The following is a 25,683-nucleotide window of genomic DNA, read 5'->3' as shown; positions in this document are numbered from 1 at the left end:
CGTCGTTATTTCTCGCTATCAACCAGACCGCGCACAAACCAGCGCTGCATCAGAAGCACCACCGCCAGCGGTGGCAATAAAGTCAGAATCATCGCCGCCATCACCTGGTTCCACTGGGTCGGCGCGCCGGAAGTGGAGATCATGCTCTTGATGCCCGCCACCGCGGTGCCCATCGAGGCGTCGCTGGTGATCAGGATCGGCCACAGGTATTGGTTCCAGCCGTAGATAAAGGTGATGACGAACAGCGCCGCCAGATTGGTTTTCGACAGCGGCAGCACGATGTCCCAGAAGAAACGCATCGGCCCGGCGCCGTCGATGCGCGCCGCCTCCAGCAGCTCATCCGGCAGCGTCATGAAGAACTGGCGCAGCAGGAAGGTCGCGGTGGCCGAGGCCATCAACGGCAGCGTCAGGCCGGTGTAGCTGTCCAGCAGATTGAGGTTGGAGATCACCTCCACCGTCGGGAAAATGCGCACCTCCACCGGCAACATCAGGGTGAGGAAAATCAGCCAGAAAAACAGGCTGCGCAGCGGGAAACGGAAATACACGATGGCGTAAGCCGACAGCACCGACACCGCGATCTTGCCGCAGGTGATCGCCAGCGCCATGATCACGCTGTTGAGCAGCAGCAGCGAGAACGGCACCTTGAGATTGCCCACGCCGCCCTGCCAGATATTGCGAATGTTCTCCCACAGGTGGCCGCCGGGCACCAGCGTCATCGGCACCTGAAACACCTGTTTGTCGTCCAGCGTGGCGGCGACAAAGGCCACGTACAGCGGGAACAGCACCACCAGCACGCCGATAATCAGCATCACATGGCTGAAGATGTCCAGCCCGCGTCGATTCTCAATCATTGGTAGCGCACCTTACGTTCAACGAAGCGGAACTGGATCACCGTCAGGCCGATCACCAGCAACATCAGGATCACCGACTGCGCGGCGGAACTGGAGAGATCCAGCCCGGCGAAGCCTTCGCGGTAGATTTTGTAGATCAACGTGGTGGTGGACTGCACCGGCCCGCCGCCGGTGGCGGCGTCGATCACCGGGAAGGTATCGAAGAAGGCGTACACCAGATTGACCACCAGCAGGAAGAAGCTGACCGGCGCGATCAGCGGCAGCACCAGATGGAAGAAACGCCGCACCGGGCCGGCGCCGTCTATGGCCGCCGCTTCCACCAGCGAACGCGGAATAGACTGCAGCGCCGCGAGGAAAAACAGGAAGTTATAGCTTATCTGCTGCCATACCGAAGCCAGCACCACCAGGAACATCGCCTGGCCGCTGTTTTGCGCATGGTTCCAGTTATAGCCCAGACCGTTGAGGAAATGGGTGATCAACCCCAGACCGGGGTTGAACAGAAAGATCCACAGCACCGCCGCCACCGCCGGCGCCACCGCGTAGGGCAGGATCATCAGCGTGCGATAGAGGCGGCTGCCGCGCAGCACGTAGTCCACCAGCGCGGCGAAGAACAGCGAAACCGCCAGCCCGATGCCCGCCACCAGGAAGCTGAAGATCAGCGTGGTATAGAACGAGTCGAGGTAGTAAGGATCCTGGAACAGCTGTTTAAAGTTATCCAGCCCGACAAACTGGCTGGACAGGCCGAACGGATCGAGGCTCTGCACCGAATACCACAGCGCCTCGCCGGCGGGCCATAAAAAGAAGACGGCGGTAATCAGCAGCTGCGGCAGCACCAACGCATAGGGCAGCCAGCTGCAGCCGAAACCGGGACGGGAAGATGACATAGCAGTTAAACCATTAATCGGGTACGGGAGGATCGGCGTGAAGACGCGAGCCCGGTCTACCGGGCCCGCGACGCGGGGTTACTTGGTCGAAGCTTCGAAGCGGCGCAGCAGCACGTCACCGCGCTGCACGGCAGCGTCCAACGCCTGCTGAGGCGTTTTCTTGCCGGTCCACACGCCTTCCAGTTCCTCATCCACCACGCTGCGGATCTGCGGCATGTTGCCCAGGCGCAGGCCCTTGGTGAACGGCAACGGCGGCTTGTTCAGCATCTGGCGAGTGGCGACGTCGGCACCCGGGTTCTTGTCGTAGAAGCCCTGCTGCTTGGTCAGATCGTAAGCCGCGGTGGTGATCGGCAGATAGCCGGTCTTCTGGTGCCATTCGGCGGCGATTTCCGGCTGCGCCAGGTACTGCAGGAATTCGGCCACGCCCTTGTAGGTGGCGGCGTCTTTGCCGTTCATCACCCACAGGCTGGCCCCGCCGATGATGGCGTTTTGCGGCGCATTTTTCGCGTCGGCGTCGTACGGCATCATGCCGACGCCGTAGTTGAATTTGGCGTAGTGCTTGATGTCCGCCAACGAACCGGATGAGGCGGTGGTGATGGCGCAGTCGCCGTTATAAAACTTCTCGGTGGATTCGTCTTTGCGGCCGAAATAGGTGAAGTCGCCCTTCTTGTTCATCGCTTCGAGCAACGCGATATGCTTGACCTGCAGCGGTTGGTTGAACTCCAGCTTGGCGCTGGTGCCGCCAAAGCCGTTGTTTTCACTGGCGAACGGCACGCCGTGCCAGGCGCTGAAGTTCTCCAGTTGGATCCAGCCCTGCCAGCCGCTGGCGTAACCGCACTTCATGCCGGCTTCGCGCAGTTTGGCGGTATCCGCCGCCAGTTCCTGCCAGGTTTTCGGCGGTTGATCCGGGTTCAGGCCGGCCTTTTTGAAGGCGTCTTTGTTGTAGTACAGCACCGGCGTGGAGCTGTTGAACGGCTGCGACAGCAGATGGCCGCTCTTGTTGTCGGTGTAATAGCCGGCCACCGTCGGCACGAACACCGACTCGTCGAAGTTGATGCCGGCCTCTTTAAACACTTCATAGACCGGTTTGATGGCTTTGCTGGCCATCATGGTGGCGGTGCCCACCTCGTAAACCTGCAGGATCGCCGGCGCCTTGCCGGAGCGGTAAGCGGCGATGCCCGCCGCCAGGCTCTGTTCGTAGTTGCCTTTATAAACCGGCACAATCTTGACGTCGCTGTGCGACTGGTTGAAGCGATCCGCCAGGGAATCCACTTCCTTACCCAATTCGCCTTCCATCGAATGCCAGAACGGGATTTCTGTCGCCGCCAGCGCCTGGGCGCTGACCGCCAGGGTCAATGCGACGCACAGCGTGGTTTTGCGAATAGCGTAGGTGAGCATGCCTAACTCCTGAAAAGCTGGTGTAAAAGCGCGTGAGCGAAAAGAATCAATTCTTAATGAGGGAGTGCCCCTATAGCTTTCGAGTTGCAGCCAGGCGGCAACCTGCTGGCTCCCTGGAGCTTAGCTAACTAAGTGACAGGGGGGCAGCCGGGCAGCCAACAACGCTGCGGCTCGAAAGATGACGGGGGATAACATGCCATGCGCGGATGACAGAAAAATAACCGTTAGATGACAGCCACATGACGGCAAGGTGAAGTGAAGATGGCGGTTTGATGTCGGCGGCGGGCATAGGCTCCGCCGCCGCGAGGATTACAGCGAACGACGCAGGCGCGCGACCGCTTCTTGCATCTGCTGCTCGGTGGCGGTGGCGAACGACAGGCGGAAGGTCGAACGATCCGGGTTGTCGGAGAAGAAGTATTCCCCCGGCACGAACACCACGCCCTGCTGCAGCGTAGTGTTCAGCCATGCGGTGGCGTTGAACGGCTGGCGGAAACGCGCCCACAGGAACATGCCGCCCTTCGGCTTATCGAAGGTGATGTAGTCGCCCAGCTCCTGCTCCACCATACCGGCCAGGATCTCGCCCTTTTGCTTGTAGGCGGCGCGGATCTTGTCGATCTGCGCCGGCAGGCGATCCAGGCCGAGGTAGCATTCGACGATGCTCTGCGACAGGGCGCTGGCGTGCAGATCCGCCGCCTGTTTGATGATCGCCACTTTATGCAGCAGGAACGGCGGCAGGATCGCCCAGCCCAAGCGCAGGCCCGGCGCCAGGATCTTGGAGAAAGTCGAGGTATAGATGATGTGGTCGGTGTTGCCCAGCACCCGCTGCGACACCTGATGCAGCGTCGGGTGGCGCTCTTCGGTGAAACGCAGTTCGCCGTACGGATCGTCTTCGATGATCAGGAAGTTATGTTCGGCGGCCAGCTTCACCAGCAGTTCGCGGCGCGCGGCGCTGAGGGTAATGCCGCTGGGGTTGCCGAAGTTCGGCACCACGTACACGCCCTTGATGCGCTGGGTTTTCAGCAGTTCGGCCAGCTCTTCCACCACCATGCCGTCGCTGTCAGACGAGACCGACATGATGTTGGCCTCCGCCAGTTCCAGCGTTTGCAGCGCCGCCAGGTAGGTCGGGCGCTCCACCACAAACACGTCGCCCGGGTTGACGATGGCGCGCATCACCAAATCCAGTGCCTGCTGCGAGCCGGCGGTGACCATCACCTCTTCCGCGCCAGCGGTGACGCCGCGCTCGGCGCACAGCGCGCAAATGCGCTCGCGCAGCAGCGGGCTGCCCTCGGTCAAACCATACTGGAACGCGCTTTTCGGCTGTTCGGTGATCGCCTGCTGGGTGGCGATGCTCAATCCTTCGAAATCGAACAGCGCATCAGAGGGGATGCCGCCCGCCAGCGAAATGACGTGTTCCATCTTGCTGTGCTTAAGCAATTCACGGATGGCCGAACTTTTTACGTTAACGATGCGCTGCGCGAGTAACCCTTCTGTCTTCATTTCTTCTTCTCGTACCTGATTATTTTAATTCGTAGGGGGGCGGATTAACCGCCCAGATACGCCGACCTCACTGCTTCGTTGGCTAACAATGCAGCCCCCGTATCTTCCAACACCACGCGGCCGTTTTCCAGCACATAACCGCGGTCCGCCAATTTCAGCGCCTGATTGGCGTTTTGCTCCACCAGGAAGATGGTCATGCCCTCTTCCCGCAGCTGCTGAATGATGTCGAAAATCTGCTGGATGATGATGGGCGCCAGCCCAAGCGAAGGTTCGTCGAGCAGCAGCAGCTTCGGCTGGCTCATCAGCGCGCGGCCGATGGCCAACATCTGCTGTTCGCCGCCGGACATGGTGCCGGCACGCTGGCTTCGGCGCTCCTGCAGGCGCGGGAACAGCGTGAACACCCGTTCGATGCGCTGCTGATATTGGTGACGATCGGCGAAGAAGCCGCCCATCGCCAGATTTTCTTCCACCGTCATGCGCGAGAAGACGCGCCGCCCTTCCGGCACGATCGCCACCGCTTCGCGCATGATGCGCGAGGTTTGCCACTGGGTGATGTCCTGCCCCTGGAAGACGATGCTGCCTTCGCTGGCGCGCGGTTCGCCGCACAGGGTGCCGAGCAGCGTGGTTTTACCGGCGCCGTTGGCGCCGATTAACGTCACGATTTCGCCCTGACTTATCGTGAGACTGACCTGATGCAGCGCCTGAATTTTGCCGTAATGGGCGGATACCTGATTGAATGACAACATAAAGACTGCGCCCCGTCATTGTGCGTGAGCATCGCTGGTGATTATTTCGCTGCGCAGCAAGGCGCGAGCCGTGAGGTTTGGTGGGCCAAATAAACGGTGAGTAACGCAGCGGCGCGGCGAAATAGCCCCAGCCCTGCGGGTCGCGCCCCAAAAACCCGCTCTCTGCGTTGTCAGATTCGAACATAGTCCCGCTATGTTCTTCATCTTCCGCCTTGATAGCGGGTTTTTGGGTCTGCGACGATGGCACGAACAATGATGGGACACAGTCTTAAGCCTCGCCCAAATAAGCCCGGATCACGTCCGGGTTGTTGCGGATCTCCGCCGGTGTGCCCTGCGCCAGCGGCGTGCCCTGATTCACCACATAAATGCGGTCGGAAATGCCCATCACCAGCTTCATGTCGTGCTCGATCAGCAACACCGAGACCTTATGCCGCTCGCGCAGCTCGACGATCAGATGATCCAGCTCGTCGGTCTCTTTCGGGTTGAGGCCGGCGGCCGGTTCGTCCAGCATCAGCAGCTCCGGCCGGGTCACCATGCAGCGGGCGATCTCCAGCCGCCGCTGCTGCCCATAGGCCAGGTTGCCCGCCGAACGGTTGGCCATCTCCAGCAGGCCGACGCGCTCCAGCCACTCCGCCGCGCGCGCCAGCGCCTCGGCTTCGGCACGGCGGAAGGCCGGGGTTTTCAGCAGCCCGGCGAACACGCCGCTTTTCAGATGCTGATGCTGCGCCACCAGCAGGTTCTCAATCACCGTCATTTCACGGAACAGCCGCACATGCTGGAAGGTACGCACCACGCCCATACGGGCGATGGCCTGCCCCGCCAACCCTTCCAGGTGGCGATCGCGCAATTTGATGGTGCCGCCGGTCGGGCGGTAAAAACCGGTCAGGCAGTTGAATACCGTGGTTTTACCGGCGCCGTTGGGGCCGATCAGCGACACGATTTCGCCTTCGTTCAGCGTCAGCGCCACATTGTTGACCGCCAGCAGCCCGCCGAAACGCATCGACAGGCCTTCCACCTGCAGTAAAGGTTGAACGCTCATGCCTGTTCCCCCTTGCCCGCGTGAATGTCCGCCGCCTGCAGCTTCAACTGCGGCCGTTTCATCGGCAACAGCCCTTGCGGCCGCCAAATCATCATCAGCACCATCAGCGCACCCAGCAGCAACATGCTGTATTCATTCAGATCGCGCATCAGCTCGCGCGACACCACCAGCAGGATCGCCGCCAGAATGACCGCGAACTGCGAGCCCATGCCCCCCAGTACGACGATCGCCAACACGAAGGCAGACTCGACGAAGGTGAAAGATTCCGGGCTGACGAACCCCTGGCGCGCGGCGAACAGCGTGCCGGCAAACCCGGCGAATGCGGCGCTGATGGTAAAGGCGGTCAGCTTGATGCGCGTCGGGCTGAGGCCCAGCGAGCGGCAGGCGATCTCGTCTTCGCGCAGCGCTTCCCAGGCGCGCCCGAGCGGCATGCGCAGCAGGCGGTTGATGACGAACAGCGTCAGCACCACCAGCAGCAACGCCACCAGGTACAGGAATACGATGCGATCGCTCGGATCGTATTTCAGGCCGAAGACGTTATGGAAAGTATCCCAGCCGCCGTCGCGCACGCTGCGGTTGAACTCCAGGCCGAAGAAGGTCGGTTTCGGGATCTGGCTGATGCCGTTCGGCCCGCCGGTGATCTCGGTATTGTTCAGCAGCAGAATGCGCACGATCTCGCCGAAGCCGAGCGTCACGATCGCCAGATAGTCGCCGCGCAGCCGCAGCACCGGGAAACCGAGCAGGAAGCCGAAGGCGGCGGTGACGATGCCCGCCAGCGGCAGGCTCTCCCAAAAGCCGAAACCGTAATAGTGATTCAGCAGCGCGTAGGTGTAGGCGCCGATGGCGTAGAAACCGCCGTAGCCGAGCACCAGCAGACCGGACAAGCCCACCACCACGTTGAGGCCGAGGCCCAGCATCACGTAGATCAGCGTCAGGGTGGCGATATCCACCGTGCCGCGCGACACCAGGAACGGCCAGGCGACCGCCGCCACAAGCAGCAGAGCCGCCAGCAGCTTTTGCCGCGGCGTGGTGCCGTCGAAGCTCGGCAGCACGAACGCCGGGCCGGAGACTTTTTTCAATCCCTGTTGCAGCAGCGGGCGCAACAGCTGGAATAAAAAGACGATGACGCAGCCGATGCCGATCCACATCCAGCGCACTTCCGCCGCGCCGTGCACCACCAGTTTGGTGCCGTCCAGGCTGAGCTGCATGCCCATCAGGAACGACGCCATCACGAACAGCACCGCCGTGGCGATCAGCGCATTGAGCAGATTGAGTTTCATACTTTCTCAACCTCCGGACGCCCGAGAATGCCGGTCGGCATGATCAGCAGCACCACGATCAGCAACGCGAACGACACCACGTCTTTGTATTCGGTGCTCAGATAGGCGGAGGTCAGCGCTTCCGCCACGCCCAGCACCAGGCCGCCGATCATCGCGCCGGGAATGCTGCCGATGCCGCCCAGAACCGCGGCGGTAAAGGCTTTCATACCGGCCATAAAGCCGATGTAAGGGTTGATGACGCCGTAGAACTGGCCGAGCAACACCCCGGCCACCGCCGCCATCACCGCACCGATGACGAAGGTCAGCGAGATCACCCGGTCGGTGTTGATGCCCAGCAGGCTGGCCATCTTCAGATCTTCCGCACAGGCGCGGCAGGCGCGGCCCATGCGCGAATAGCGGATAAACAGCGTCAGCGCCAGCATCGCCAGGAAGGTCACGAGCCAGATGGTCAGCTGCATGGTGCTGATGGTGGCGGCGAAGCCGTTGCTTTCCCCCAGCACCCACTGGCCGGTGACCAGGCTGGGCAGCGCCAGATCGCGCGAGCCCTGCGTCAGGCTGACGTAGTTTTGCAGGAATATCGACATGCCGATGGCCGAGATCAGCGCAATCAGGCGCTTGGAGTTGCGCACCGGTTTGTAGGCCACCCGCTCGATGCTCCAGCCGTAGGCGCTGGCGATGACGATCGAGACCAGAAACGCGGCGCCGATCAGCAGCCAGCCGACGTCGATGCCGAGCATCATCAGGGCGGCGATAACGATAAAGGAGACATAGCTGCCGATCATGTACACCTCGCCGTGGGCGAAGTTGATCATGCCGATGATGCCGTAAACCATGGTGTAACCGATGGCGATCAATGCATAGGTGCTGCCCAACGTTAAGCCGTTGAACATCTGCTGCAGAAAATAGAGGAGCTGCTCTGACATACTCTGAACCCTTGGCTGCGAAACCCGCCGACGGAGAACCGGCGGGTAAAGGGAGACGGGGCCGGCAAGCCGACCCGCCGGGCACAGCAAACTGCGCCCCACCCTAATCATTATGGCTTATTTGATCGGTGTGGACGTGCCGTTGGCATGCCACTCGAACACGCCGAACTCGAAGCCTTTCAGGTCGCCCTTGTCATCCCAGCTCAGCGGCCCCATCACGGTGTCCACCGGCTTGCCGGTTTTCAGATCCTTGACGATGTCCGCCGGCTCCTGGCTGCCGCTGCGCTCCATCCCGGTGGTCAGCGACTGCAGCGCGGCATAGGTGGTCCAGACGAACGGGCCGGTCGGATCCAGCTTCTTGGCTTTCAACGCATCGACGATCGGCTGGTTGGCAGGCACCTGATCGTAGCGTTTCGGCAACGTCACCAACATGCCTTCCGAAGCGGCGCCGGCGATGTTGGACAGTGAGGAGTTGCCCACGCCTTCCGGCCCCATAAAGCGGGTCGTCAACCCGGCCTGTTTGGCCTGACGCAGGATCTGGCCCATTTCCGGGTAGTAACCGCCGAAGTATACGAAGTCGATATTCTCTTTCTTCAGGCGCGCCACCAGGGTGGAGAAGTCTTTGTCGCCGGCGGTGATGCCTTCAAACATCGCCACTTCAGTGCCCTGTTTTTTCAGGCTGTCGCGCACCGAGCGCGCCAAACCTTCGCCGTATTGCTGCTTATCGTGCACCACGGCGATGCGCTTCGGTTTGATGTCGCTGAGGATGTATTTGGCGGCGGTCGGGCCCTGATCCGAATCCAGGCCGGTGGTGCGCAGGATCATCTTGTAGCCGCGGGTGGTCAGATCGGCGTTGGTGGCCGCCGGGGTAATCATGATCACGCCTTCGTCTTCATAGATATCGGACGCCGGCTGGGTGGAAGAGGAACACAGGTGGCCAATCACGTAGCGAATGCCGTCGTTGATCACCTTGTTGGCGACCGCAACCGCCTGTTTCGGATCGCAGGCGTCGTCATATTCCACGCCGACCAGCTTGTCGCCCTTGATGCCGCCCTTGGCGTTGATGTCGGCAATCGCCTGGCGCGCGCCGGTAAACTCCATGTCGCCATACTGCGCGACTGGGCCGGACATCGCCCCGACGATCGCCACCTTGATGTCTTTCGCCATGGCCGCCTGGCTCATGGCCATCGCAATGCAACCCGCCAGCAGTGCCTTACCTGTTGTTAATTTCATCCGCAAATCCCCATCTGTCGTTGTGAACGTACCTGTTGTGTTTGCCTGCGCCCGATCGTTATTGACCGCTTTTGTTATAAGTAATAATGATTTAGGCGCCTTGCCGGCATTATTTTCTAATAAGACTTTATTTTTCATGCCATTAAACAGGAATTTTCTGCTGCAAATCAACTTCATCAGGCAGAAACAAGCGGTGTAAACAGGATAAAATTCGAATTAAATCTGCGCCGTTTACCTTGAGGCGTAGCGCGTTGTGCTGGTTAACAATCCCTTTACTAACTATTTACTCGGAAAATGCCCCGTGCAAAAAACATATTGCACAGTAATCGTACAGAAAAACTTACACAACGCTCTGCACAAGATCTATTACACTGTCGGCATCATTTAGCTGCGCGGAAATTCTGCATGAAACTGACCATCGAGCGCCTGACCGCGCTATCCCCGCAAGACCTTATCGACCTCGGTAAAATTTGGCCGCACCAGCAGCCGGAACAGTGGCAGCGCTGGCTAAGCGACGGCAGGGCGCTGTTCGCCGCCCGCTTCAACGAGCGTCTGCTGGGCGCGGTGAAAATTGCGCTGCAGGACGACCGCGCCGAACTGCAGGATCTGCTGGTGCGCGAAGTGACGCGCCGCCGCGGCGTCGGTCTTTACCTGGTGCAGGATGCGCAGCGTCAGCTGCCGCAGGTCGCCCACTGGCAGCTGTCGACCGCCGGTCTGACGCCGCGCGAACGCGGGGAAGTCGATAACTTCATGCGCGCCTGCGGCTTTGCACCGCAGGGCGATCTCTGGCAAAAATGAAACGCCGGTTGGCGGCGCTGGTTTTGATTGCGCTGGGGTTGGCGGCCTGGTTCGCCGGGCATCAGCAGGCGCTGCGCCTGGCCTCAGGCTGGGATCAGCAGGTTTATGTCTGGCAGCGGGTGTGGACGCCGCAGCACGCCGATGCGCTGGCGCACAGCCGCGATCTGTTCAGCGGGGTGCGAGTGCTGGCGCTGCAGGTGCATCCGCGTGAAGGCTGGCGGGAAATCCCGGCCGATCTCAGCCTGCTGAAGCAGGACGGCCGCCCGCTCTGGCTGGTGGCGCGCCTCGACGGCCAGCTGCCGCAGCTGGACCAGGCGGCCATTATCCAGCGCCTGCTGGCGCTCACCCAGCGCTGGCAGGCGGCCGGGCTGCCCGTCACCGGCGTCGAGATCGATCATGACGCCGCCACCGCCCGCCTGCCGGACTACCAACGCTTTCTGCAGCGGTTACGCCAACGGCTGCCCGCCGCTGTGCAGCTCGGCATCACCGCCCTGCCGGCCTGGATCGGCTCGCCCGACCTGCCCGGCGTACTGCAACAGGCCGACAGCTCCGTCCTGCAGGTGCATGCGGTGCTCTCGCCGCAGCAGGGGCTGTTTGACGGCCCCTTGGCGCTACGCTGGGTGCGGCAGTACGCCGCCGTCACACCGAAGCCGTTTCGCGTCGCGCTGCCGGCTTATGGCATGGCGCTGCTGGGGTTTGATGCGCAGGGTGCGCAGGTGGAGAGCGAATCCTCGCTGCGCGTGGCGGGCAACGGCCGTGAGCTGGCGGTCGCGCCGCAGCAGATCGCCGATTTTCTGCAAACGCTGGCGCAGCAAACGCCGCCCCGGCTGCGCGGCATTATCTGGTTCCGCTTGCCGCTGGCGGACGATCGGCGCGCCTGGTCGCTCGCCACGCTGCGAGCGGTGATCGAACGGCGGCCGCTGAATGTCGACTGGCAGGTAAAATTTAGGCCTCAGCCACAGCAAAACGGGCTGTATGATCTGATAATTCATAACAACGGGCCGGTGGACGCCCCGCTGCCGCAAGAAGTCATCATCCGCGCCGACGACTGCCTGGCGGCGGACGCGGTCGGCAACTACCGGCTGGAGTCCGCACCGCAACGGCAACGCTTTATTCGAATCAGCGGCGATCAGCTGCGCGCCGGACAATCCCGGCCGCTGGGCTGGCTGCGCTGCCAACAACTGACGCCAGGAGGCACCCTTGTCACACCTTGATACGCGCGCGGCACGGAACACCCGCCGCCTTCTTCCGCTGGCCATGCTGATCGGCGCCGCGCTGGCGCTGCCGCTGAACGGCTATGCCTGCGGCCCGGATTTTCCTAACCGGCTGCTGATCGACCGCAACGGCACCCTGCTGTATATGCCGGAGGGCAATTTCGCCTTCGAAGCCGGCCGGCTGGTGCCGATGGATAAACAGCTGCCGCACTGGCAAGCCCCGCCGCCGCCGATGCCGCCGAAACCGATGCCGCAATCGCCGGAAACGATCGCGATCGGCAAAATGCGCGCCGCCAAAACGGTGGAAGAGGCTGACGCCGTCAATACGCAGGGGTTGTCCAACGCCGCGCGTCTCTATCAACTGGGCGCCGTGGCTTTCGCCAGCCACGATCCGCGCGCCGCAGACTATTTCCAGCAGGTGCTGAAGCTACCGGCCGCCGAGCAGGGCGACTGGGGACTGCGGGCGCAGTATTCGCTGGGGCGGGTACTGATGGCGGACCACGGGACGCCGGTGAATGAATCTGGTGAAACCGCCCCCGCCGCCGAGCATCCGCCAAAAACCGCGCTTGAACAGGCGCTGGCGGCATTCCAGCAGGTGATCGATCGGGTGAAAAACGGCGTCGCCGATCCCGATCAGCTGGCGCTGAGCAGTCTTGGGCAACAGGCGCGCATTCACCTGTGGCTGGGTGACGTCGCCCCCGCCGCCCACCTGTACGCGCAACAGGCGGCGCAGGGCGATCCGAGCGGCGGGCAGTCGCTGCAGTACGTCTCCAGCCTCCTGGTCAATCCCGACCATTTGGACACGCTGAAGCAGGTTATCGGCGATCCGTTGATCCAGCAGCTGGTGACCATTGAGCTGTTCGCCCGCAGCGGCAACCTGCAAATGGCGGATACCGACGGCAACGGCCGCTCCGCGCAAATCATCAGCCAGATCCTGACGCTGCTGGACGGCTCAGTGAAAAGCGGCTTCGCCGGCAGCGATCGGCTGGCGGCGCTGGCTTACCGTTCGGGGCAATACCCGATGGCGGCGAGCCTGCTGAAAAACGCCGGCGACAGCGGCCTGGCGTGGTGGCTGCGCGCCAAAATGGCGCTGCGCGACGGCGACGTGAAAGCCGCCACCGCCGCCTACGCCAAGGCGGCAAGCGCGTTCCCCGCCGACGAAAGCTGGGGTGAACAGCGCAACGCCGACTTCGTCGCGGAAACCATCGTGCCCGAGTGCCGGGTGGCCGGCGAACAGGCCATCCTGGCGCTGAACCGCGGCGACTATCTGCAGGCGATGGATCTGCTGTATCGCGGCAAAGCGCTCTACTGGGCCGACGTGGCCGACGTGGCGGAGCGGGTGCTGACCGTCGATGAGTTGAAAGGCTTTGTCGATAAGCACGCCCCGGCGCCGACGACGCCGCTCAAGCCGGTAAACCCGGACGACTACGGCGGCCAGCAGATCACGCCGGAAGTGCAGCTGCGCGAACTGCTGGCGCGGCGGCTGATGCGCGTCGGACGCGCGCCGGAAGCGCTGGCCTATTTCGATATTCCCAACTACCGGCAAGCGGCGCAGCAGTATGCCGATGAGCTGAAGGCCGCCAAGGACAAATCCGCCGCGCCGCTGACGCGCGCGCAGGCTTACTATCGCGCCGCCAACCTGCTGCGCGCCCAGGGGCTGGAGTTTACCGGGTATGAGATGACGCCGGATTACGCCATCTATGGTGCCGGCTATTCCTATCTGGGGGATGCGTTCGATACTCGCGAGCTGAAGCATAAAAGCTGGATCGACAGCGCAGAAGCGGCGCGCGCCAAGGCGGCGCTACCGGAGGAAGACAACCGTTTCCTGCACTATCGCTGGCAGGCGGTAGGGCTGGCGCAACAGGCGGCCGATCTGCTGCCGCCGAAGAGCCAGGCCTATGCCGCCGTGCTGTGTAACGCCGCCAGCTGGGTTATCAAGCGCGACGCCAAAACCGGCCGCGCGCTTTATCAGCGCTATATCAACACCGGCACCCGTTATCCGTGGGCGGCGAAATTCGGCTACGACTGCCCGGCGCCGGACTTCGCCGCCGTGGCGCCATAACGCCGAATTTCAGGCACTAAAAAGCCCGGCTTGCCGGGCTTTTTTTATCGAATCTCGCATCGACTCAGGCTTCGATCGCCATTTTGAGTTTCTTCATGGCGTTCTTTTCCAGCTGGCGCACGCGTTCGGCGGAAACGCCGTACTGATCGGCCAGCTCCTGCAGCGTCGACTTGTTGTCGTCGTCCAGCCAACGAGCGCGAATGATATGCTGGCTGCGCTCGTCCAGACCTTCCAGCGCATAGGCCAGTTTGTCTGCGGCGTTGCTTTCCCAGTTATCTTCCTCGATGCCTTCGGCGAAGTCCGAGCTCTTGTCCTGCAGGTACAGCACCGGCGCCATCGACTGGCCATCGCGGGCCTCGTCGTCCGGAGTCGGATCGAACGTCATGTCCTGCGCCGCCATGCGCGATTCCATCTCGCGCACGTCTTTGCTGGTTACGCCCAGCTCGCGGGCCACCAGTTCCACTTCGTCCTGGTTGAACCAGCCCAAACGCTGTTTGGTTTTGCGCAGGTTAAAGAACAGCTTGCGCTGCGCTTTGGTGGTCGCCACTTTCACGATGCGCCAGTTGCGCAATACGTACTCGTGGATTTCCGCCTTAATCCAATGCACCGCAAAGGAAACCAGACGCACGCCGACTTCAGGGTTGAAGCGGCGAACGGCTTTCATCAGGCCGATGTTGCCTTCCTGAATCAGATCCGCCTGCGGCAGACCATAGCCTGAATAGTTGCGGGCAATATGAGCGACAAAGCGCAGGTGAGACAGGATGAGCTGCTTAGCGGCATCCAGATCGCCCTGATAATGCAGCCGTTCAGCCAGCTCCCGCTCTTCCTCTGCCGTCAGCATCGGATAGGCGTTGGCTGCCCGGATATAGGCTTCCAAGCTACCTTGGGGTACTAAGGCTAAAGTTTGCATTTCTTTGGTCATTCAAACCCTCTCTATGAGAATACAAAATCATGCAGGTGATTATTACAGCGGGGAAATGATTGATTCTACGGCAGTTGCTGAAGCAAAAGCGGTTCCACACGCCGGACACCTTAACATTTGCTGCAATTTTTGACCGTACTCCGCCCTAGAAGTTCACCCTTTTTTGCAAGCATTGTCGCTGACAATACGTGACGAGGGTGCAGGCCGATAGGGAATTTGTGCGCTAAGAAGAGAGGGATGGTGCTGACTTCGCTTGAGGTCACTCTTCTCCCGCAACGCGATCAAAAGCAGCAGGAGAAGAGTATACCAAAAAAATCTTACTGTGGTGTAAATCGGCGTAAATGTTGCACCGTCGCCAACCAGGCGGCGATCCAGCCGATCATCGCGGAGATGATCAGCAGCAACAGCGCCTCATCCCAGCCCAGCCCGTGCAAGGTGAAGGTGGTGCCGAACACTTTGGCCACGCCGGCGACCACCGACTCCAGCTGCCACACCAGCGCCCCGGACAGCACCAGCGACAGCAGCGCGCCGGCAAAGCCCAGCATCGCCCCGCCGTTGAGGAACGGCCGCAGGATAAAACCGTCGGTGGCGCCGATCAGTTTCATCACGTTGATGGTGTCGCGACGGCTGAAGATGCTCAGACGCACGCTGTTGCCGATCACCAGGAACACCGCCACAATCATCAGCACGCCGATGATCGCCGCAATCTGGCCCGCCAACCCGGTCAGCGCCGCCAGGCGGGCAAACCAGCTGTCATCCATACGCACTTCTTCGACGCCCTGCACCGCCGCCACGCGATCGCGCAGGGTGTTGAGGGTGTCCGAACTCTGGAAACTCAGCTTCGGCGTGACGATCGCCACCGCCGGCAACGGGTTCTCTTCCAGCATGTCCAGCGCGCCGCCAAAGCCCGACCAGTTGCGGAACTCGCCGCGCGCTTCTTCACGCGACAGGTAGTTCACCTTCTCCACGCCGGCTTCCGCCTTGATGGCGTCGAGCACTTTCAGCGCCGCGTCGTCATCGAGCGATTTATCCAGATAGACGGTCAGCTGCGGCGTCGGATACCACTGGCTGGCCGCGGTGCTGACGTTTTTCCACACGATATAGCACACGCTCGGCAGCGTCAGGGAAATGGCGATCACCATCACCGTCAGCAGCGTCGCCAACGGCTGACGCAGCATGTCTTTGATGGCATTCATCCAGGCGTAACGCCACTGTTCGCGCCAGCCGCCGCGCAGCGCCTTGCTCTTGGCGGTTTTTGCGTTATTGGCCATGGTGAGCGCCTCCTTGCATGCGGCCCTGGCTCAGCGTCAGGATGCGGTAATTGCGGCGGGCGATAAGCCCGGTGTCGTGCGTCGCCATCAGAACGGTCACGCCGACGCGATTGAATTCTTCAAACAGGCGCAGAATGCCTTCCGACAGCGCATCGTCCAGGTTACCGGTCGGTTCATCCGCCAGCAGCACCGCCGGCTTGTTCACCACCGCGCGGGCGATGCCCACGCGCTGCTGCTCACCGCCGGACAGCTGAATCGGGAAGTTCTTCGCTTTATCCAGCAAACCGACCTTGTCCAGCGCGGCGGAAACGCGGCGGCGGATATCTTCGGTGCTGGCGCCGGCGATGATCAGCGGCATCGCCACGTTGTCATACACCGTGCGATCCAGCAGCAAGTGGTGATCCTGGAAGATCATGCCGATCTGCCGACGCAGGAACGGCACCTCGCGGTTTTTCAAGCGGCTGATGTCGTGGCCGCCAAACCAGATGTGGCCGGCGCTGGGCCGTTCGATACCGCAAATCAGTTTCAGCAGGGTACTTTTCCCCGCGCCGGAATGGCCGGTCAGAAACGCCATCTCCGCCGGGCGCAGATGGAAATCGACCCCCTGCAGCGCTTGCCGTCCGCCCAGATAAGCTTTACTGACCTGTTCAAAGCGAATCATCCGTATTAATCCTCTCGGGCAAAAAGTGCCTCAATAAAATCGTCAGCCTTAAACGGCCGCAAATCTTCGATGCCTTCCCCGACGCCGATATAGCGGATCGGGATACCGAACTGATCGGCGATGGCGAAGATCACCCCGCCCTTGGCGGTACCGTCCAGTTTAGTCAGCGTGATGCCGGTTAAGCCCACGGCCTCATTAAATAATTTCGCCTGACTGACGGCATTTTGGCCGGTGCTGGCATCGAGCGTCAGCATAACCTCATGGGGGGCCTGGTCGTCCAGTTTTTTCATGACGCGGACGATCTTCTTCAGCTCTTCCATCAGGTGCGATTTGTTCTGCAGACGGCCGGCGGTATCGGCGATCAACACATCGATGCCGCGCGCCTTGGCGGCCTGCACCGCATCGAAGATCACCGAAGCGGAATCCGCGCCGGTATGCTGCGCCACCACCGGAATGCGGTTGCGTTCGCCCCACACCTGCAGCTGTTCCACCGCCGCGGCGCGGAAGGTGTCCCCCGCCGCCAGCATCACCGACTTGCCCTCCGCCTGGAACTGACGCGCCAGCTTGCCGATGGTGGTGGTTTTACCCACACCGTTCACGCCGACCATCAGGATGACATACGGGGTTTTCCCGCTGACATCCAGCGGCCGATCGACCTTGGCCAGAATTTCGGACATTTCCTCCTTCAGCTTGCCGTACAGCGCTTCGGCGTCTTTCAGCTGCTTGCGGCTGGCGTGCTGGGTCAGGGAGGTGATGATCTTGCGCGTGGTGTCCACGCCGACGTCGGCGATCAGCAGCTGTTCTTCCAGCTCGTCGAACAGGTCGTCGTCGATCTTTTTACCGCGGAACAGCCCCATAAAGCCGGAACCGAGGTTTTGCTTGGTCTTCAGCAGGCTGCGCTTCAGGCGCGCGAAGAAGCCCTCTTTGGTCGGGCGCTCCTGCTCTTGCGCAACGGCCGGCACAACAGGCTCCAGCGGCTCTTCTTCCGGCTCGGGCTCGACGACTGGCTCGGGTTCAACCACTGGCTCAGGTTCGACGACTGGCTCGGGTTCAACCACTGGCTCTGGCTCGACGACCGGCTCAGGTTCAACCACCGGCTCTGGCTCGACGACCGGCTCAGGTTCAACCACCGGCTCTGGCTCGACGACCGGCTCAGGTTCAACCACCGGCTCAGGCTCGACGACCGGCTCGGGTTCAACCACCGGCTCAGGCTCGACGACCGGCTCAGGTTCAACCACCGGCTCAGGCTCGACGACCGGCTCAGGTTCAACCACCGGCTCAGGCTCGACGACCGGCTCAGGTTCAACCACCGGCTCTGGCTCGACCACCGGTTGCTGCTGCGCCGCCACTTGCTCGGTGACGCTGACGATCTCTTCAGCTAACGCTTGCGGCGCCGCCGGATGTTCAGCCGCCGCCGGTAGGTTTTCCGCGATTTGTTCACCGGCCTGACCGTTATCCCACTCTCCCGGGGTGTCGACGGAGGCGGCAGGTTCAGATTCCTGGGCGGGGAGCTTGTCATCCAGCTTGGCGGCGGCCGGTTCAGCCGGCGTCTCCGCGGCCTGAGGTTCCGCCTGCTCTACCGACGGCTCAGGTTGCTGTTGCTCTTTTTCCTTTTCCTTCTGGCCAAAGCCCAGCCAGGAGAAAAACCCACGTTTCTTATCTTTTGCCATGTTATGACTCTACTCCGTACCGAAGGCTCGCTTACCCTCCATACCTGAAGGATATATGCTGACAATAATCCGCCGAGTCTATCACTTTCCCTCGCGCAGCAACACGCATCCGGCATGCTTTCCGGCGTGAAATCAGACAACAACGTTTTACCGTTCCCCCCGACGCCCGTCACCGGTAGAATAGGGACAACTTTTCGTTAACCTCGGCGGCCCCGCGCCGCGAAAGAAACCAAACAACGCTTATGACAAGACTCTCGCCACGGGCGGCGGCCAAAAAACCGCCCCAGGCCGCAGCCGGACAGATCCGCATCATCGGCGGCCAATGGCGCGGCCGCAAACTCCCGGTGCCGAACAGCCCGGGGCTGCGCCCCACCACCGATCGGGTGCGCGAAACCCTGTTCAACTGGCTGGCGCCGGTGATTCAGGGCGCGCGCTGTCTGGACTGCTTCGCCGGCAGCGGCGCATTGGGGCTGGAAGCGCTGTCGCGCTATGCCGGCAGCGCCACGCTGCTGGAATTCGAACGGCCGGTGGCGCAGCAGCTGGAAAGAAATCTGGCGCTGCTGCAGGGCAAAGGGGTGGTTATCAACACCAACGCGTTGAGCTGGCTGGCGGGTGACGGTCAACCGTTCGACGTGGTCTTCCTCGATCCGCCGTTTCGCAAAGGCCTGCTGGCGGAGACCGCCCTGTTGCTGGAACAGCGCGGCTGGCTGGCCGACGAGGCCTGGATCTATGTAGAAGCCGAGGCGGAAAGCGCCGCGGCGGACGTGCCTGCCAGTTGGCAGCTGCACCGGGAGAAGGTCGCCGGCCAGGTGGCCTATCGCCTTTATATTCGTTCGCAAGAGAAAACCGATCATGCTGATTAATCTGGGCCGCCTGCTGATGCTGTGCGTGTGGGGCTTCCTGCTCTCTAACCTGTTCCATCCATTTCCCAAGCCGCTGAAGTATTTCATCGACGTGGCGCTGTTCTTTATGGTGGTGATGCACGGCCTGCAGCTGGTGCTGTTGAAATCCACCCAGCCGAAGGATCAGCCGATCAGCTACTGGCAAGAGGCCAAGATCTTTATCTTTGGCGTGTTCGAGCTGCTGGCCTGGCAAAAGAAACAGCCGCCCATCAAGAAGAAGTGACCGCTACGGCTGAGCGGTGAACGAGACGAAGCGCGTGCCCTGCATGTTCAACGTGCCCTGCGCGCCTTTTTCAATCGGGTTGTACTGCCATTGCTTCAGCCGCAGCTGGATGTCTTCACCGCCCTGGTTCGGGCTGAACACCACCTCGTAATACATCGGCTCATTGACCAGCGGTTCGCGCTGCGGCGCACGGGTCTTGGCGACCGGCACCGCGCGTTTGTCGCTCACCGTCACCTGCAGACTGCGCATCGGCGCGCGATCGTTTTCCGCCTCCTGCTGGCGCTGTTTGAAGTAGCGTTGCGTGGCCAACACGGCGATCAACGCCATCACGGCGACAAAAAACAACGGTGGCTTACTCATCGGTTTCCCATTTCCTTCGCGGCTAAATCAGCGTAAACATAGCATTCTCAAGAAAGCATTGTCGATCGCCGGCAGGCTACCTACACTGAAATGAAGAAGTGACATGGGTGACAGTTTGGAGCCGGTTGTTGCGGCTCTCTCATACATAAGGAAGACATAAATGAGTTGGCCGTTCCTTGCCGTATTCTTTTCCGGTTGGCTGTTCGTCGACGCCTCTTACCGTGGGCCGCGCTGGCAGCGCTGGGTGTTCAAACCCGTCACGCTGCTGTTGCTGTTGCTGTTGGCCTGGCAGGCGCCGGTGCTCGGCGCGGCGGGTTATCTGATCGTACTCGGCCTGCTGGCGACGCTGATCGGCGACGCATTGCTCCTGTTGCCGCGCGAACGGGTGCTGTACGCCATCGGCGCCTTTTTCCTGTCCCACCTGCTGTACACCCTGAGTTTCGCCAGCCAGATGACGTTCAGCCTGTTCTGGCCGCTGCCGCTGGCGCTGCTGGCGATCGGCGCACTGCTGCTGGCCACCGTCTGGACCCGGCTGGAAGAGATGCGCTGGCCGATCGTTACCTACGTGGCGATGACGCTGCTGATGGTCTGGCTGGCGGGCGAACAATATTTCCTGCGCAGCACCGATTTCGGCTTCTCGCTGCTGATCGGCACCTCGCTGCTGCTGCTGGCCAACGTGGTTTGGCTGCTCAACCGCTACCGCTTCACCTTCCGCGCGGCGGACGCCATCGTGGCTTTCTGTTACTTCTCCGGCCACTTCCTGATCGTGCGTTCGCTCTACCTGTAGAGACCTGCCGCGGGTTCGGCGCGCCGAACCCGTTTCTTCATCAAGCCAGCGCTTTCAACGTCAAAGCCTCATCCGCACCCAGCTGATTGCGGTACAGATCGCCGTCGCGCGAGAAGAACGCCAGCGTGCTGCCATCCGCCCGCAGCAGGGCGATGCCGTCCGGCGCCGGGCGCCAGCCCACCACTTCCGCCGCAAACACGCTCTGCAAACAATGTTGCCGATCCACCAGCTGATAGCCGTTGGTCTCGCTTTGTTCATCCGCCAGAAACTCGATTTGGCATTGCCGTTCGCTGTCGGCCACCTGCCATTGTCCCGCCAGCGACTGCGCGGTCGGCAATGCCAAACTGCCGGCCATCACCGCGCTCGTCACCATCATGCCGCCCGCCGCCAAGGCGGTGCGCGCTAAAGTACCTTTCATACCGGGCTCCCGCATCACGCCCGGCCGAGACTGCGCCGGGCGTTCCGTTGCTGTGTTACACGATAAAGTCCGTGGCGACGTCTACCTGGCCGACGATTTTCACCAGGAAGTCCGGCGCCTGATGCCCACCGATGTTCACCGACAAATCGGTCACGTTGCTGGACGCGTTGTAGCTCAGCAGCGCCTCACCGGCCGTGCCGCTGAAGTGATCGACGAAGTGAATGAAATCGCTGCTCTGCGCTTCTTTATTGAAGAACGACAGGTCGATCTTGTCGATCCCCTTCTGGAAGTCGCGGATCCAGTCTGAAGCGCCCGGTGCGGAATCGCTGGCGGCAGAGAACACGAAGATGTCTTTGCCGGCACCGCCCCACAATTCATCCGCCCCGCCGCCGCCGAACAGCACGTCGTTACCCGCGCCGCCTTTCAGCACGTTGTTGGCCGCGTTGCCGACGATCACGTCGTTGCCGGAACCGCCAATGGCGTTCTCAATGGTCACACCGGCGGCGATCGAGACGTTGCCCTTCAGGCCGCCCACGTCGGAGAACGATTTCTCGTTCAGGTTGATGCGCTGGTTAGCGGTGTAACCGGAGAAGTCGAAGGTATCGTTGCCGCCCGCATCCCAGGCCGCAAAGATCACTTTCTGCGAGTTGCTGGTGGTGCTGAGGAAGTCACGACCGGTATTGGAGTTAAAGCCGTACACGGTGTCGCCGGTGCGGGTCGACAGGTTGGCGCCATACAGATGCTGAATGGCGGCAATGTCATCCAGCAGCGGAGCCGCGGCATAGTGACCGCCGTTGTCGCCACCGGTATTGGTTTCACTCCAGTAGCTCATCAGGCTGAACTGGCGGGTATCTTCCGCATAGGTGACATCTCTATAGGTCGGGTTGCCCTCACCGGCGTTGTAGTCGCCCGGGTGGCTCAGGCCCAGCGCATGGCCAATCTCATGGGTGAACGTCTGGCGGCCGTAGTCTTCGGTCGCCGGATGCTTCACGTTGGATTGGTTGACGTTGTACCAGGTCTGGCCGCCCAAATCCTGGCCCTGCCAAATGGTGTTCGGCAGGAAGGCGTAGGCCTGGGTGCCGTAATCATAGTGGCCGGGACGATCCTGGCTGTAATTGCCGAAGGTGATATTGGCCTTTTGACCGGCCGCCACTTCGGTGAAGGTGATATTGGCTACGTCGGCCCAGGACTGCAGCGACAGCTTAGCCTGCTGCTGCTGTTCCGCGCTGAACTTGCTCAGCCCGGTGTCGCCGGCGACGTTGGTGGAAGAGAACTTATAGTCCGGGAACGAGAAGGTTAATTTGACCGGCTGGCCAAATACCTTGTAACCGTTCCAGGTTTGGTTCTCACGGGTAATAAACAGCCCAGCTTGCTCGTTAGAAAATGAATCCTTGCCATTAATCTGAATCCCGTTACCCCGCTCATGATAATGCAGCAGGTCGTCTACAGCATCGTAACCGGTTGTCGCGGCAGCGAGGCTGGATTCAGTAATTTCAATTGCCTTTTTAGTAGATTGCATTGGTTCGATTCCACTCATTACCTGATTGATATCAATCAGACAGATAGACATAACCTCCCCGTAAGCCACGGTTAATGAACCTCAAGCTTGCTGGAAGGGGCTTATGCGCCGTTACCGGCAGTGTGTTAGGTAGAATTAATGCATATATATCAGCAAATAAGATCACCATTAAAAATGGTAATCGATTCCAATTATAGGCAGGACCGTAAAACTGCACATAAAATAATCAACCATTTATTATCGCTACGAAAGTTTGTTATGCTGCTTTTTAGGCTTCTTTACAAAGCAAATGAAACTTGATGAGGATAAGTTGGCACCAAACTTCAATAGCAATGCGGCCTGCAGACTCAAGCGAATCATGCTGGCTTTACTCGGGGTAAAAGGTAAATTTTGCTAAAGCGTTATAGATTAATAACTCTTTATTATTAGGTTGGGCGATTTTTTAGTTTCTATAGGAATATTATTTTCTTATTTAAACTAACGGCAGCGAGCCTTTTCGCCCAAATAGGGGATAAGAAAAACCGATATATTTAAATTCGCATTATTCATTATTGAATGATTCCCCCCTTTCTACGCTTGAACGTCGTTAGCAATAATTCTCATCCGGCGCTTGACTCTGGAGTGGACTCCAGGGTGTAGAGTCAGTTGAGCAAACCCGTTTAACAGCCCGAAGGGGGACGTTATGCACAATCAGCAAAACCATAATCATCAGGAACATCACCACGCCGAAGGCGGATGCGGCTGCAACCACAGCCACAGCAAAACTCAACATGGCTGCAGCAGCGAACCGAAAAACGCGGCCGCACAGGCCGAACACGCCCACCATCATCACGATCATGGCGATAGCGGCTGCTGCACCGCCGCGCCCGACGATCCGGACGAGGAAAGCGACAGGCTGGCCGCCGCTCCCCCTTCCGGCAGCCAACGTTTCAGCTGGAAAGTCACCGGCATGGACTGCCCCAGCTGCGCCAAAAAAATCGAAAATGCCGTCACGGCACTTCCCGGCGTCGACAGCGCGCGCGTGTTGTTCGCCACCGAGAAACTGGTGGTCGACGCGCAGTCCGATATCAGCCTGCGGATCCAGGACGCGGTCGCCCAGGCCGGTTTTACCCTGCTCGGCGCTCAAACCGCCAAAGCCGCCGCGCCGAAAACCTCACGCTTCGGCGAATTCGCGCCGCTGCTGCTGTTAACCACCCTGATGGTGGTCAGTTGGGCGCTGGATCGGGTTAACCCGGAGCTGGGCCGCATCGCCTTTATCGCCACCACGCTGGTCGGGTTGGCGCCGGTCGCCGCCAAGGCGCTGCGTTTGATTCGTTCCGGCACGCCGTTCGCCATCGAAACGCTGATGAGCGTGGCGGCCATCGGCGCGCTGTTCATCGGCGCCACCGCCGAAGCGGCGATGGTGCTGCTGCTGTTTATGGTCGGCGAACTGCTGGAATCCTACGCCGCCAACCGCGCACGGCGCGGGGTGACGGCGCTGATGGAGCTGGTACCCGAAGATGCGCTGCTGCTGCAAGGCACGGAACGCAAACGCGTGCCGGTCGCCAGCCTGCGCCCCGGCGACGTGATTGAAATCGCGCCCGGCGGGCGCCTGCCGGCCGACGCCGAGCTGCTCAATCCGTTCGCCAGCTTCGATGAAAGCGCCCTGAGCGGCGAATCGGTGCCGGTCGAGCGCCAACAGGGTGAGAAAGTGGCCGCCGGCAGCCTGTCCGTCGATCAGGCGGCGCAGATGAAGGTGATCTCCGAGCCTGGCAAAAACGCCATCGACCGCATTTTGCAGCTGATTGAAGAGGCCGAAGAGCGCCGCGCGCCGATCGAACGCTTCCTCGATCGCTTCAGCCGCTACTACACCCCGGCCATTATGCTGCTGGCGGTCGCGGTGATCCTGGTACCGCCGCTGCTGTTCTCACAGCCGTGGGAGACCTGGATCTATCGCGGCCTGACGCTGCTGCTGATCGGCTGTCCATGCGCGCTGGTGATCTCAACGCCGGCGGCCATCACATCAGGGCTGGCGGCCGCCACGCGGCGCGGCGCGCTGATTAAAGGCGGCGCGGCGCTGGAGCAACTGGGCCAGATTCAAACCATCGCCTTCGATAAGACCGGCACCCTGACCGAAGGCAAGCCGACGGTCACCGACGTGCTGCCTATCGGCGCGCTGACCGAACAACGGCTGTTGCAGCTTGCCGCCGCGGTGGAAGCCGGTTCACATCACCCGCTGGCGCAGGCGATCATCAACCGCGCCGCCGCAAGCGGGGCTGAGTTGCCGCTGGCGCAGGCGCGCCGCGCGCTGGCCGGCGTCGGCGTGGAAGGGATCGTGGACGGCAAGACCGTGCTGATCAGTGCGCCGGGCAAGCTGGCGCCGGGCCTGCTCGCCACCCAATGGCAGAACCAGGTAGACAAGCTGGAAAACGCCGGTAAAACGGCGGTGGTGGTGCTGGAAGACGGCGCGCCCATCGGTTTGCTGGCGCTGCGCGATACGCTGCGCGGCGACGCCAGGCAGGCGATAGCCGAACTGAACGCGCTGGGCATTCGCGGCGTGATGCTGACCGGCGATAACCCGCGCGCCGCCGCGGCGATCGCCGGCGAGCTGGGCCTCGACTATCGCGCCGGTCTGCTGCCGGAAGATAAGGTCAGCGCGGTCACCGAACTGAGCGAACTGCGCCCGACGGCGATGATCGGCGACGGCATCAACGACGCCCCGGCGATGAAAGCCTCCAGCATCGGCATCGCCATGGGCAGCGGCACCGACGTGGCATTGGAAACCGCCGACGCCGCCCTGACCCACAATCGGCTGGTGGGCGTCGCGGAGATGATCCGCATCTCGCGCGCCACCCACGCCAATATCCGGCAAAACATCACCATCGCGCTGGGGTTGAAAGGGGTCTTCCTGATCACCAGCCTGCTGGGGCTGACCGGGCTGTGGCTGGCGGTGCTGGCCGACTCCGGCGCCACCGCGCTGGTCACCGCCAACGCGCTGCGGCTATTGAGAAAGCGCAGCTAAGTTTGGAAACAAACACGGGCGCGG

General features: G+C 61.3%; 23 protein-coding genes. 7 read left to right on the top strand and 16 right to left on the bottom strand.

The features are described from left to right. Window positions 1–5: 5 nt before the first annotated feature. The 9 genes from ugpE to ACJ8KE_RS19205 form a co-directional block, all read right to left on the bottom strand. Window positions 6–851 carry a sn-glycerol-3-phosphate ABC transporter permease UgpE gene (ugpE, locus tag ACJ8KE_RS19245; protein ID WP_004934403.1) on the bottom strand — a complete coding sequence of 282 codons (846 nt, stop codon included), beginning with the start codon at window positions 849–851 and terminating at the stop codon, window positions 6–8. Beyond that, the gene (ugpA, locus tag ACJ8KE_RS19240; protein WP_015376293.1) at window positions 848–1,735 is read right to left on the bottom strand and encodes a sn-glycerol-3-phosphate ABC transporter permease UgpA; all 888 of its coding nucleotides are present in this window, start codon (window positions 1,733–1,735) and stop codon (window positions 848–850) included. The genes ugpE and ugpA overlap by 4 nt, the downstream gene beginning before the upstream one ends. Before the next feature lie 78 nt (window positions 1,736–1,813). Further along, entirely contained in the window at window positions 1,814–3,133 is a 1,320-nt protein-coding gene (gene ugpB / locus ACJ8KE_RS19235) for a sn-glycerol-3-phosphate ABC transporter substrate-binding protein UgpB (protein WP_004934396.1), read from the bottom strand. A 309-nt stretch (window positions 3,134–3,442) separates the two neighbouring features. After that, window positions 3,443–4,630 carry an aminotransferase-like domain-containing protein gene (locus ACJ8KE_RS19230; protein ID WP_110146503.1) on the bottom strand — a complete coding sequence of 396 codons (1,188 nt, stop codon included), beginning with the start codon at window positions 4,628–4,630 and terminating at the stop codon, window positions 3,443–3,445. A gap of 44 nt (window positions 4,631–4,674) precedes the next feature. Further along, entirely contained in the window at window positions 4,675–5,376 is a 702-nt protein-coding gene (livF, locus tag ACJ8KE_RS19225; RefSeq protein ID WP_072626519.1) for a high-affinity branched-chain amino acid ABC transporter ATP-binding protein LivF, read from the bottom strand. A 268-nt stretch (window positions 5,377–5,644) separates the two neighbouring features. After that, window positions 5,645–6,415, bottom strand: coding sequence for a high-affinity branched-chain amino acid ABC transporter ATP-binding protein LivG (livG, locus tag ACJ8KE_RS19220; protein WP_016929463.1), 771 nt, complete (start codon window positions 6,413–6,415; stop codon window positions 5,645–5,647). Further along, window positions 6,412–7,695, bottom strand: coding sequence for a high-affinity branched-chain amino acid ABC transporter permease LivM (locus tag ACJ8KE_RS19215; protein ID WP_016929464.1), 1,284 nt, complete (start codon window positions 7,693–7,695; stop codon window positions 6,412–6,414). Before ACJ8KE_RS19215 ends, livG begins: the two co-directional genes overlap by 4 nt. Next, on the bottom strand, window positions 7,692–8,618 hold the full coding sequence (gene livH / locus ACJ8KE_RS19210; protein ID WP_015376290.1) for a high-affinity branched-chain amino acid ABC transporter permease LivH: 927 nt from the start codon (window positions 8,616–8,618) through the stop codon (window positions 7,692–7,694). The genes ACJ8KE_RS19215 and livH overlap by 4 nt, the downstream gene beginning before the upstream one ends. A gap of 117 nt (window positions 8,619–8,735) precedes the next feature. After that, a complete protein-coding gene (locus ACJ8KE_RS19205) occupies window positions 8,736–9,851 on the bottom strand; it encodes a branched-chain amino acid ABC transporter substrate-binding protein (protein ID WP_015376289.1) in 1,116 nt (371 codons plus the stop codon). 405 nt (window positions 9,852–10,256) lie between these two features. Here ACJ8KE_RS19205 and panM point away from each other — a divergent pair, with 405 nt between their 5' ends. Genes panM through ACJ8KE_RS19190 form a run of 3 tightly spaced genes read left to right on the top strand, consistent with a single transcriptional unit; the run spans window position 10,257 to window position 13,925 of the window. Further along, window positions 10,257–10,649: an aspartate 1-decarboxylase autocleavage activator PanM gene (gene panM / locus ACJ8KE_RS19200; RefSeq protein ID WP_079450402.1), complete on the top strand. Its 393-nt coding sequence runs from the start codon at window positions 10,257–10,259 to the stop codon at window positions 10,647–10,649. After that, on the top strand, window positions 10,646–11,863 hold the full coding sequence (locus tag ACJ8KE_RS19195; protein WP_016929467.1) for a DUF3142 domain-containing protein: 1,218 nt from the start codon (window positions 10,646–10,648) through the stop codon (window positions 11,861–11,863). Before panM ends, ACJ8KE_RS19195 begins: the two co-directional genes overlap by 4 nt. 43 nt (window positions 11,864–11,906) lie before the next feature. After that, complete coding sequence (locus tag ACJ8KE_RS19190) at window positions 11,907–13,925, top strand: hypothetical protein (RefSeq protein ID WP_016929468.1); 2,019 nt, start codon at window positions 11,907–11,909, stop codon at window positions 13,923–13,925. Window positions 13,926–13,989: 64 nt separating this feature from the next. Here the strand turns inward: ACJ8KE_RS19190 and rpoH are convergent, their stop codons facing one another. From rpoH to ftsY, 4 genes are all read right to left on the bottom strand, one after another. Then, window positions 13,990–14,847, bottom strand: a complete 858-nt coding sequence (rpoH, locus tag ACJ8KE_RS19185) for an RNA polymerase sigma factor RpoH (protein ID WP_004934345.1) — start codon at window positions 14,845–14,847, stop codon at window positions 13,990–13,992. Between the two features lie 317 nt (window positions 14,848–15,164). Next, a complete protein-coding gene (ftsX, locus tag ACJ8KE_RS19180) occupies window positions 15,165–16,118 on the bottom strand; it encodes a permease-like cell division protein FtsX (protein ID WP_004934340.1) in 954 nt (317 codons plus the stop codon). Next, a complete protein-coding gene (gene ftsE, locus ACJ8KE_RS19175; protein ID WP_004934337.1) occupies window positions 16,108–16,779 on the bottom strand; it encodes a cell division ATP-binding protein FtsE in 672 nt (223 codons plus the stop codon). Before ftsE ends, ftsX begins: the two co-directional genes overlap by 11 nt. Before the next feature lie 5 nt (window positions 16,780–16,784). Next, window positions 16,785–18,449, bottom strand: coding sequence for a signal recognition particle-docking protein FtsY (gene ftsY, locus ACJ8KE_RS19170; protein ID WP_442517345.1), 1,665 nt, complete (start codon window positions 18,447–18,449; stop codon window positions 16,785–16,787). A gap of 242 nt (window positions 18,450–18,691) precedes the next feature. Between ftsY and rsmD the strand changes: the two genes are divergently transcribed. Further along, window positions 18,692–19,312, top strand: coding sequence for a 16S rRNA (guanine(966)-N(2))-methyltransferase (gene rsmD, locus ACJ8KE_RS19165; protein ID WP_016929471.1), 621 nt, complete (start codon window positions 18,692–18,694; stop codon window positions 19,310–19,312). Beyond that, the gene (locus tag ACJ8KE_RS19160) at window positions 19,302–19,574 is read left to right on the top strand and encodes a DUF1145 family protein (RefSeq protein WP_004934327.1); all 273 of its coding nucleotides are present in this window, start codon (window positions 19,302–19,304) and stop codon (window positions 19,572–19,574) included. The genes rsmD and ACJ8KE_RS19160 overlap by 11 nt, the downstream gene beginning before the upstream one ends. A gap of 3 nt (window positions 19,575–19,577) precedes the next feature. Here ACJ8KE_RS19160 and ACJ8KE_RS19155 read toward each other — a convergent pair whose 3' ends face one another. Then, window positions 19,578–19,934: a DUF2500 domain-containing protein gene (locus ACJ8KE_RS19155; RefSeq protein ID WP_028127633.1), complete on the bottom strand. Its 357-nt coding sequence runs from the start codon at window positions 19,932–19,934 to the stop codon at window positions 19,578–19,580. Between the two features lie 160 nt (window positions 19,935–20,094). On the opposite strand from ACJ8KE_RS19155, the gene ACJ8KE_RS19150 reads away from it, so the two are divergent. Beyond that, the gene (locus ACJ8KE_RS19150) at window positions 20,095–20,721 is read left to right on the top strand and encodes a lysoplasmalogenase (RefSeq protein ID WP_016929474.1); all 627 of its coding nucleotides are present in this window, start codon (window positions 20,095–20,097) and stop codon (window positions 20,719–20,721) included. 40 nt (window positions 20,722–20,761) lie between these two features. Here the strand turns inward: ACJ8KE_RS19150 and ACJ8KE_RS19145 are convergent, their stop codons facing one another. After that, complete coding sequence (locus ACJ8KE_RS19145) at window positions 20,762–21,139, bottom strand: AprI/Inh family metalloprotease inhibitor (RefSeq protein ID WP_016929475.1); 378 nt, start codon at window positions 21,137–21,139, stop codon at window positions 20,762–20,764. 55 nt (window positions 21,140–21,194) lie between these two features. Beyond that, window positions 21,195–22,658, bottom strand: coding sequence for a serralysin family metalloprotease (locus ACJ8KE_RS19140; RefSeq protein WP_016929476.1), 1,464 nt, complete (start codon window positions 22,656–22,658; stop codon window positions 21,195–21,197). Between the two features lie 682 nt (window positions 22,659–23,340). Between ACJ8KE_RS19140 and ACJ8KE_RS19135 the strand changes: the two genes are divergently transcribed. Then, window positions 23,341–25,659 carry a zinc/cadmium/mercury/lead-transporting ATPase gene (locus tag ACJ8KE_RS19135; protein WP_305179574.1) on the top strand — a complete coding sequence of 773 codons (2,319 nt, stop codon included), beginning with the start codon at window positions 23,341–23,343 and terminating at the stop codon, window positions 25,657–25,659. The last annotated feature ends 24 nt before the right edge of the window (window positions 25,660–25,683 follow it).

Origin of the sequence: Serratia sp. CY56464 (genome assembly GCF_052168435.1) — a bacterium.
Taxonomy (GTDB): Bacteria; Pseudomonadota; Gammaproteobacteria; order Enterobacterales; family Enterobacteriaceae; genus Serratia; species Serratia marcescens.
This window is presented reverse-complemented; position numbering and strand designations above follow the sequence as displayed.

What these genes read in the sequence shown, in the direction of transcription:
- livF (WP_072626519.1), bottom strand. Translation starts at nt 5,376, where the DNA reads ATGTTGTCATTCAATCAGGTATCCGCCCATTACGGCAAAATTCAGGCG.
- ugpA (WP_015376293.1), bottom strand. Translation starts at nt 1,735, where the DNA reads ATGTCATCTTCCCGTCCCGGTTTCGGCTGCAGCTGGCTGCCCTATGCG.
- ACJ8KE_RS19190 (WP_016929468.1), top strand. Translation starts at nt 11,907, where the DNA reads ATGCTGATCGGCGCCGCGCTGGCGCTGCCGCTGAACGGCTATGCCTGC.
- ACJ8KE_RS19205 (WP_015376289.1), bottom strand. Translation starts at nt 9,851, where the DNA reads ATGAAATTAACAACAGGTAAGGCACTGCTGGCGGGTTGCATTGCGATG.
- ACJ8KE_RS19145 (WP_016929475.1), bottom strand. Translation starts at nt 21,139, where the DNA reads ATGAAAGGTACTTTAGCGCGCACCGCCTTGGCGGCGGGCGGCATGATG.
- livG (WP_016929463.1), bottom strand. Translation starts at nt 6,415, where the DNA reads ATGAGCGTTCAACCTTTACTGCAGGTGGAAGGCCTGTCGATGCGTTTC.
- ACJ8KE_RS19195 (WP_016929467.1), top strand. Translation starts at nt 10,646, where the DNA reads ATGAAACGCCGGTTGGCGGCGCTGGTTTTGATTGCGCTGGGGTTGGCG.
- rpoH (WP_004934345.1), bottom strand. Translation starts at nt 14,847, where the DNA reads ATGACCAAAGAAATGCAAACTTTAGCCTTAGTACCCCAAGGTAGCTTG.
- ACJ8KE_RS19230 (WP_110146503.1), bottom strand. Translation starts at nt 4,630, where the DNA reads ATGAAGACAGAAGGGTTACTCGCGCAGCGCATCGTTAACGTAAAAAGT.
- ACJ8KE_RS19140 (WP_016929476.1), bottom strand. Translation starts at nt 22,658, where the DNA reads ATGCAATCTACTAAAAAGGCAATTGAAATTACTGAATCCAGCCTCGCT.
- rsmD (WP_016929471.1), top strand. Translation starts at nt 18,692, where the DNA reads ATGACAAGACTCTCGCCACGGGCGGCGGCCAAAAAACCGCCCCAGGCC.
- ACJ8KE_RS19135 (WP_305179574.1), top strand. Translation starts at nt 23,341, where the DNA reads ATGCACAATCAGCAAAACCATAATCATCAGGAACATCACCACGCCGAA.
- ACJ8KE_RS19215 (WP_016929464.1), bottom strand. Translation starts at nt 7,695, where the DNA reads ATGAAACTCAATCTGCTCAATGCGCTGATCGCCACGGCGGTGCTGTTC.
- panM (WP_079450402.1), top strand. Translation starts at nt 10,257, where the DNA reads ATGAAACTGACCATCGAGCGCCTGACCGCGCTATCCCCGCAAGACCTT.
- ugpB (WP_004934396.1), bottom strand. Translation starts at nt 3,133, where the DNA reads ATGCTCACCTACGCTATTCGCAAAACCACGCTGTGCGTCGCATTGACC.
- ACJ8KE_RS19155 (WP_028127633.1), bottom strand. Translation starts at nt 19,934, where the DNA reads ATGAGTAAGCCACCGTTGTTTTTTGTCGCCGTGATGGCGTTGATCGCC.
- ugpE (WP_004934403.1), bottom strand. Translation starts at nt 851, where the DNA reads ATGATTGAGAATCGACGCGGGCTGGACATCTTCAGCCATGTGATGCTG.
- livH (WP_015376290.1), bottom strand. Translation starts at nt 8,618, where the DNA reads ATGTCAGAGCAGCTCCTCTATTTTCTGCAGCAGATGTTCAACGGCTTA.
- ftsX (WP_004934340.1), bottom strand. Translation starts at nt 16,118, where the DNA reads ATGGCCAATAACGCAAAAACCGCCAAGAGCAAGGCGCTGCGCGGCGGC.
- ftsY (WP_442517345.1), bottom strand. Translation starts at nt 18,449, where the DNA reads ATGGCAAAAGATAAGAAACGTGGGTTTTTCTCCTGGCTGGGCTTTGGC.
- ACJ8KE_RS19150 (WP_016929474.1), top strand. Translation starts at nt 20,095, where the DNA reads ATGAGTTGGCCGTTCCTTGCCGTATTCTTTTCCGGTTGGCTGTTCGTC.
- ftsE (WP_004934337.1), bottom strand. Translation starts at nt 16,779, where the DNA reads ATGATTCGCTTTGAACAGGTCAGTAAAGCTTATCTGGGCGGACGGCAA.
- ACJ8KE_RS19160 (WP_004934327.1), top strand. Translation starts at nt 19,302, where the DNA reads ATGCTGATTAATCTGGGCCGCCTGCTGATGCTGTGCGTGTGGGGCTTC.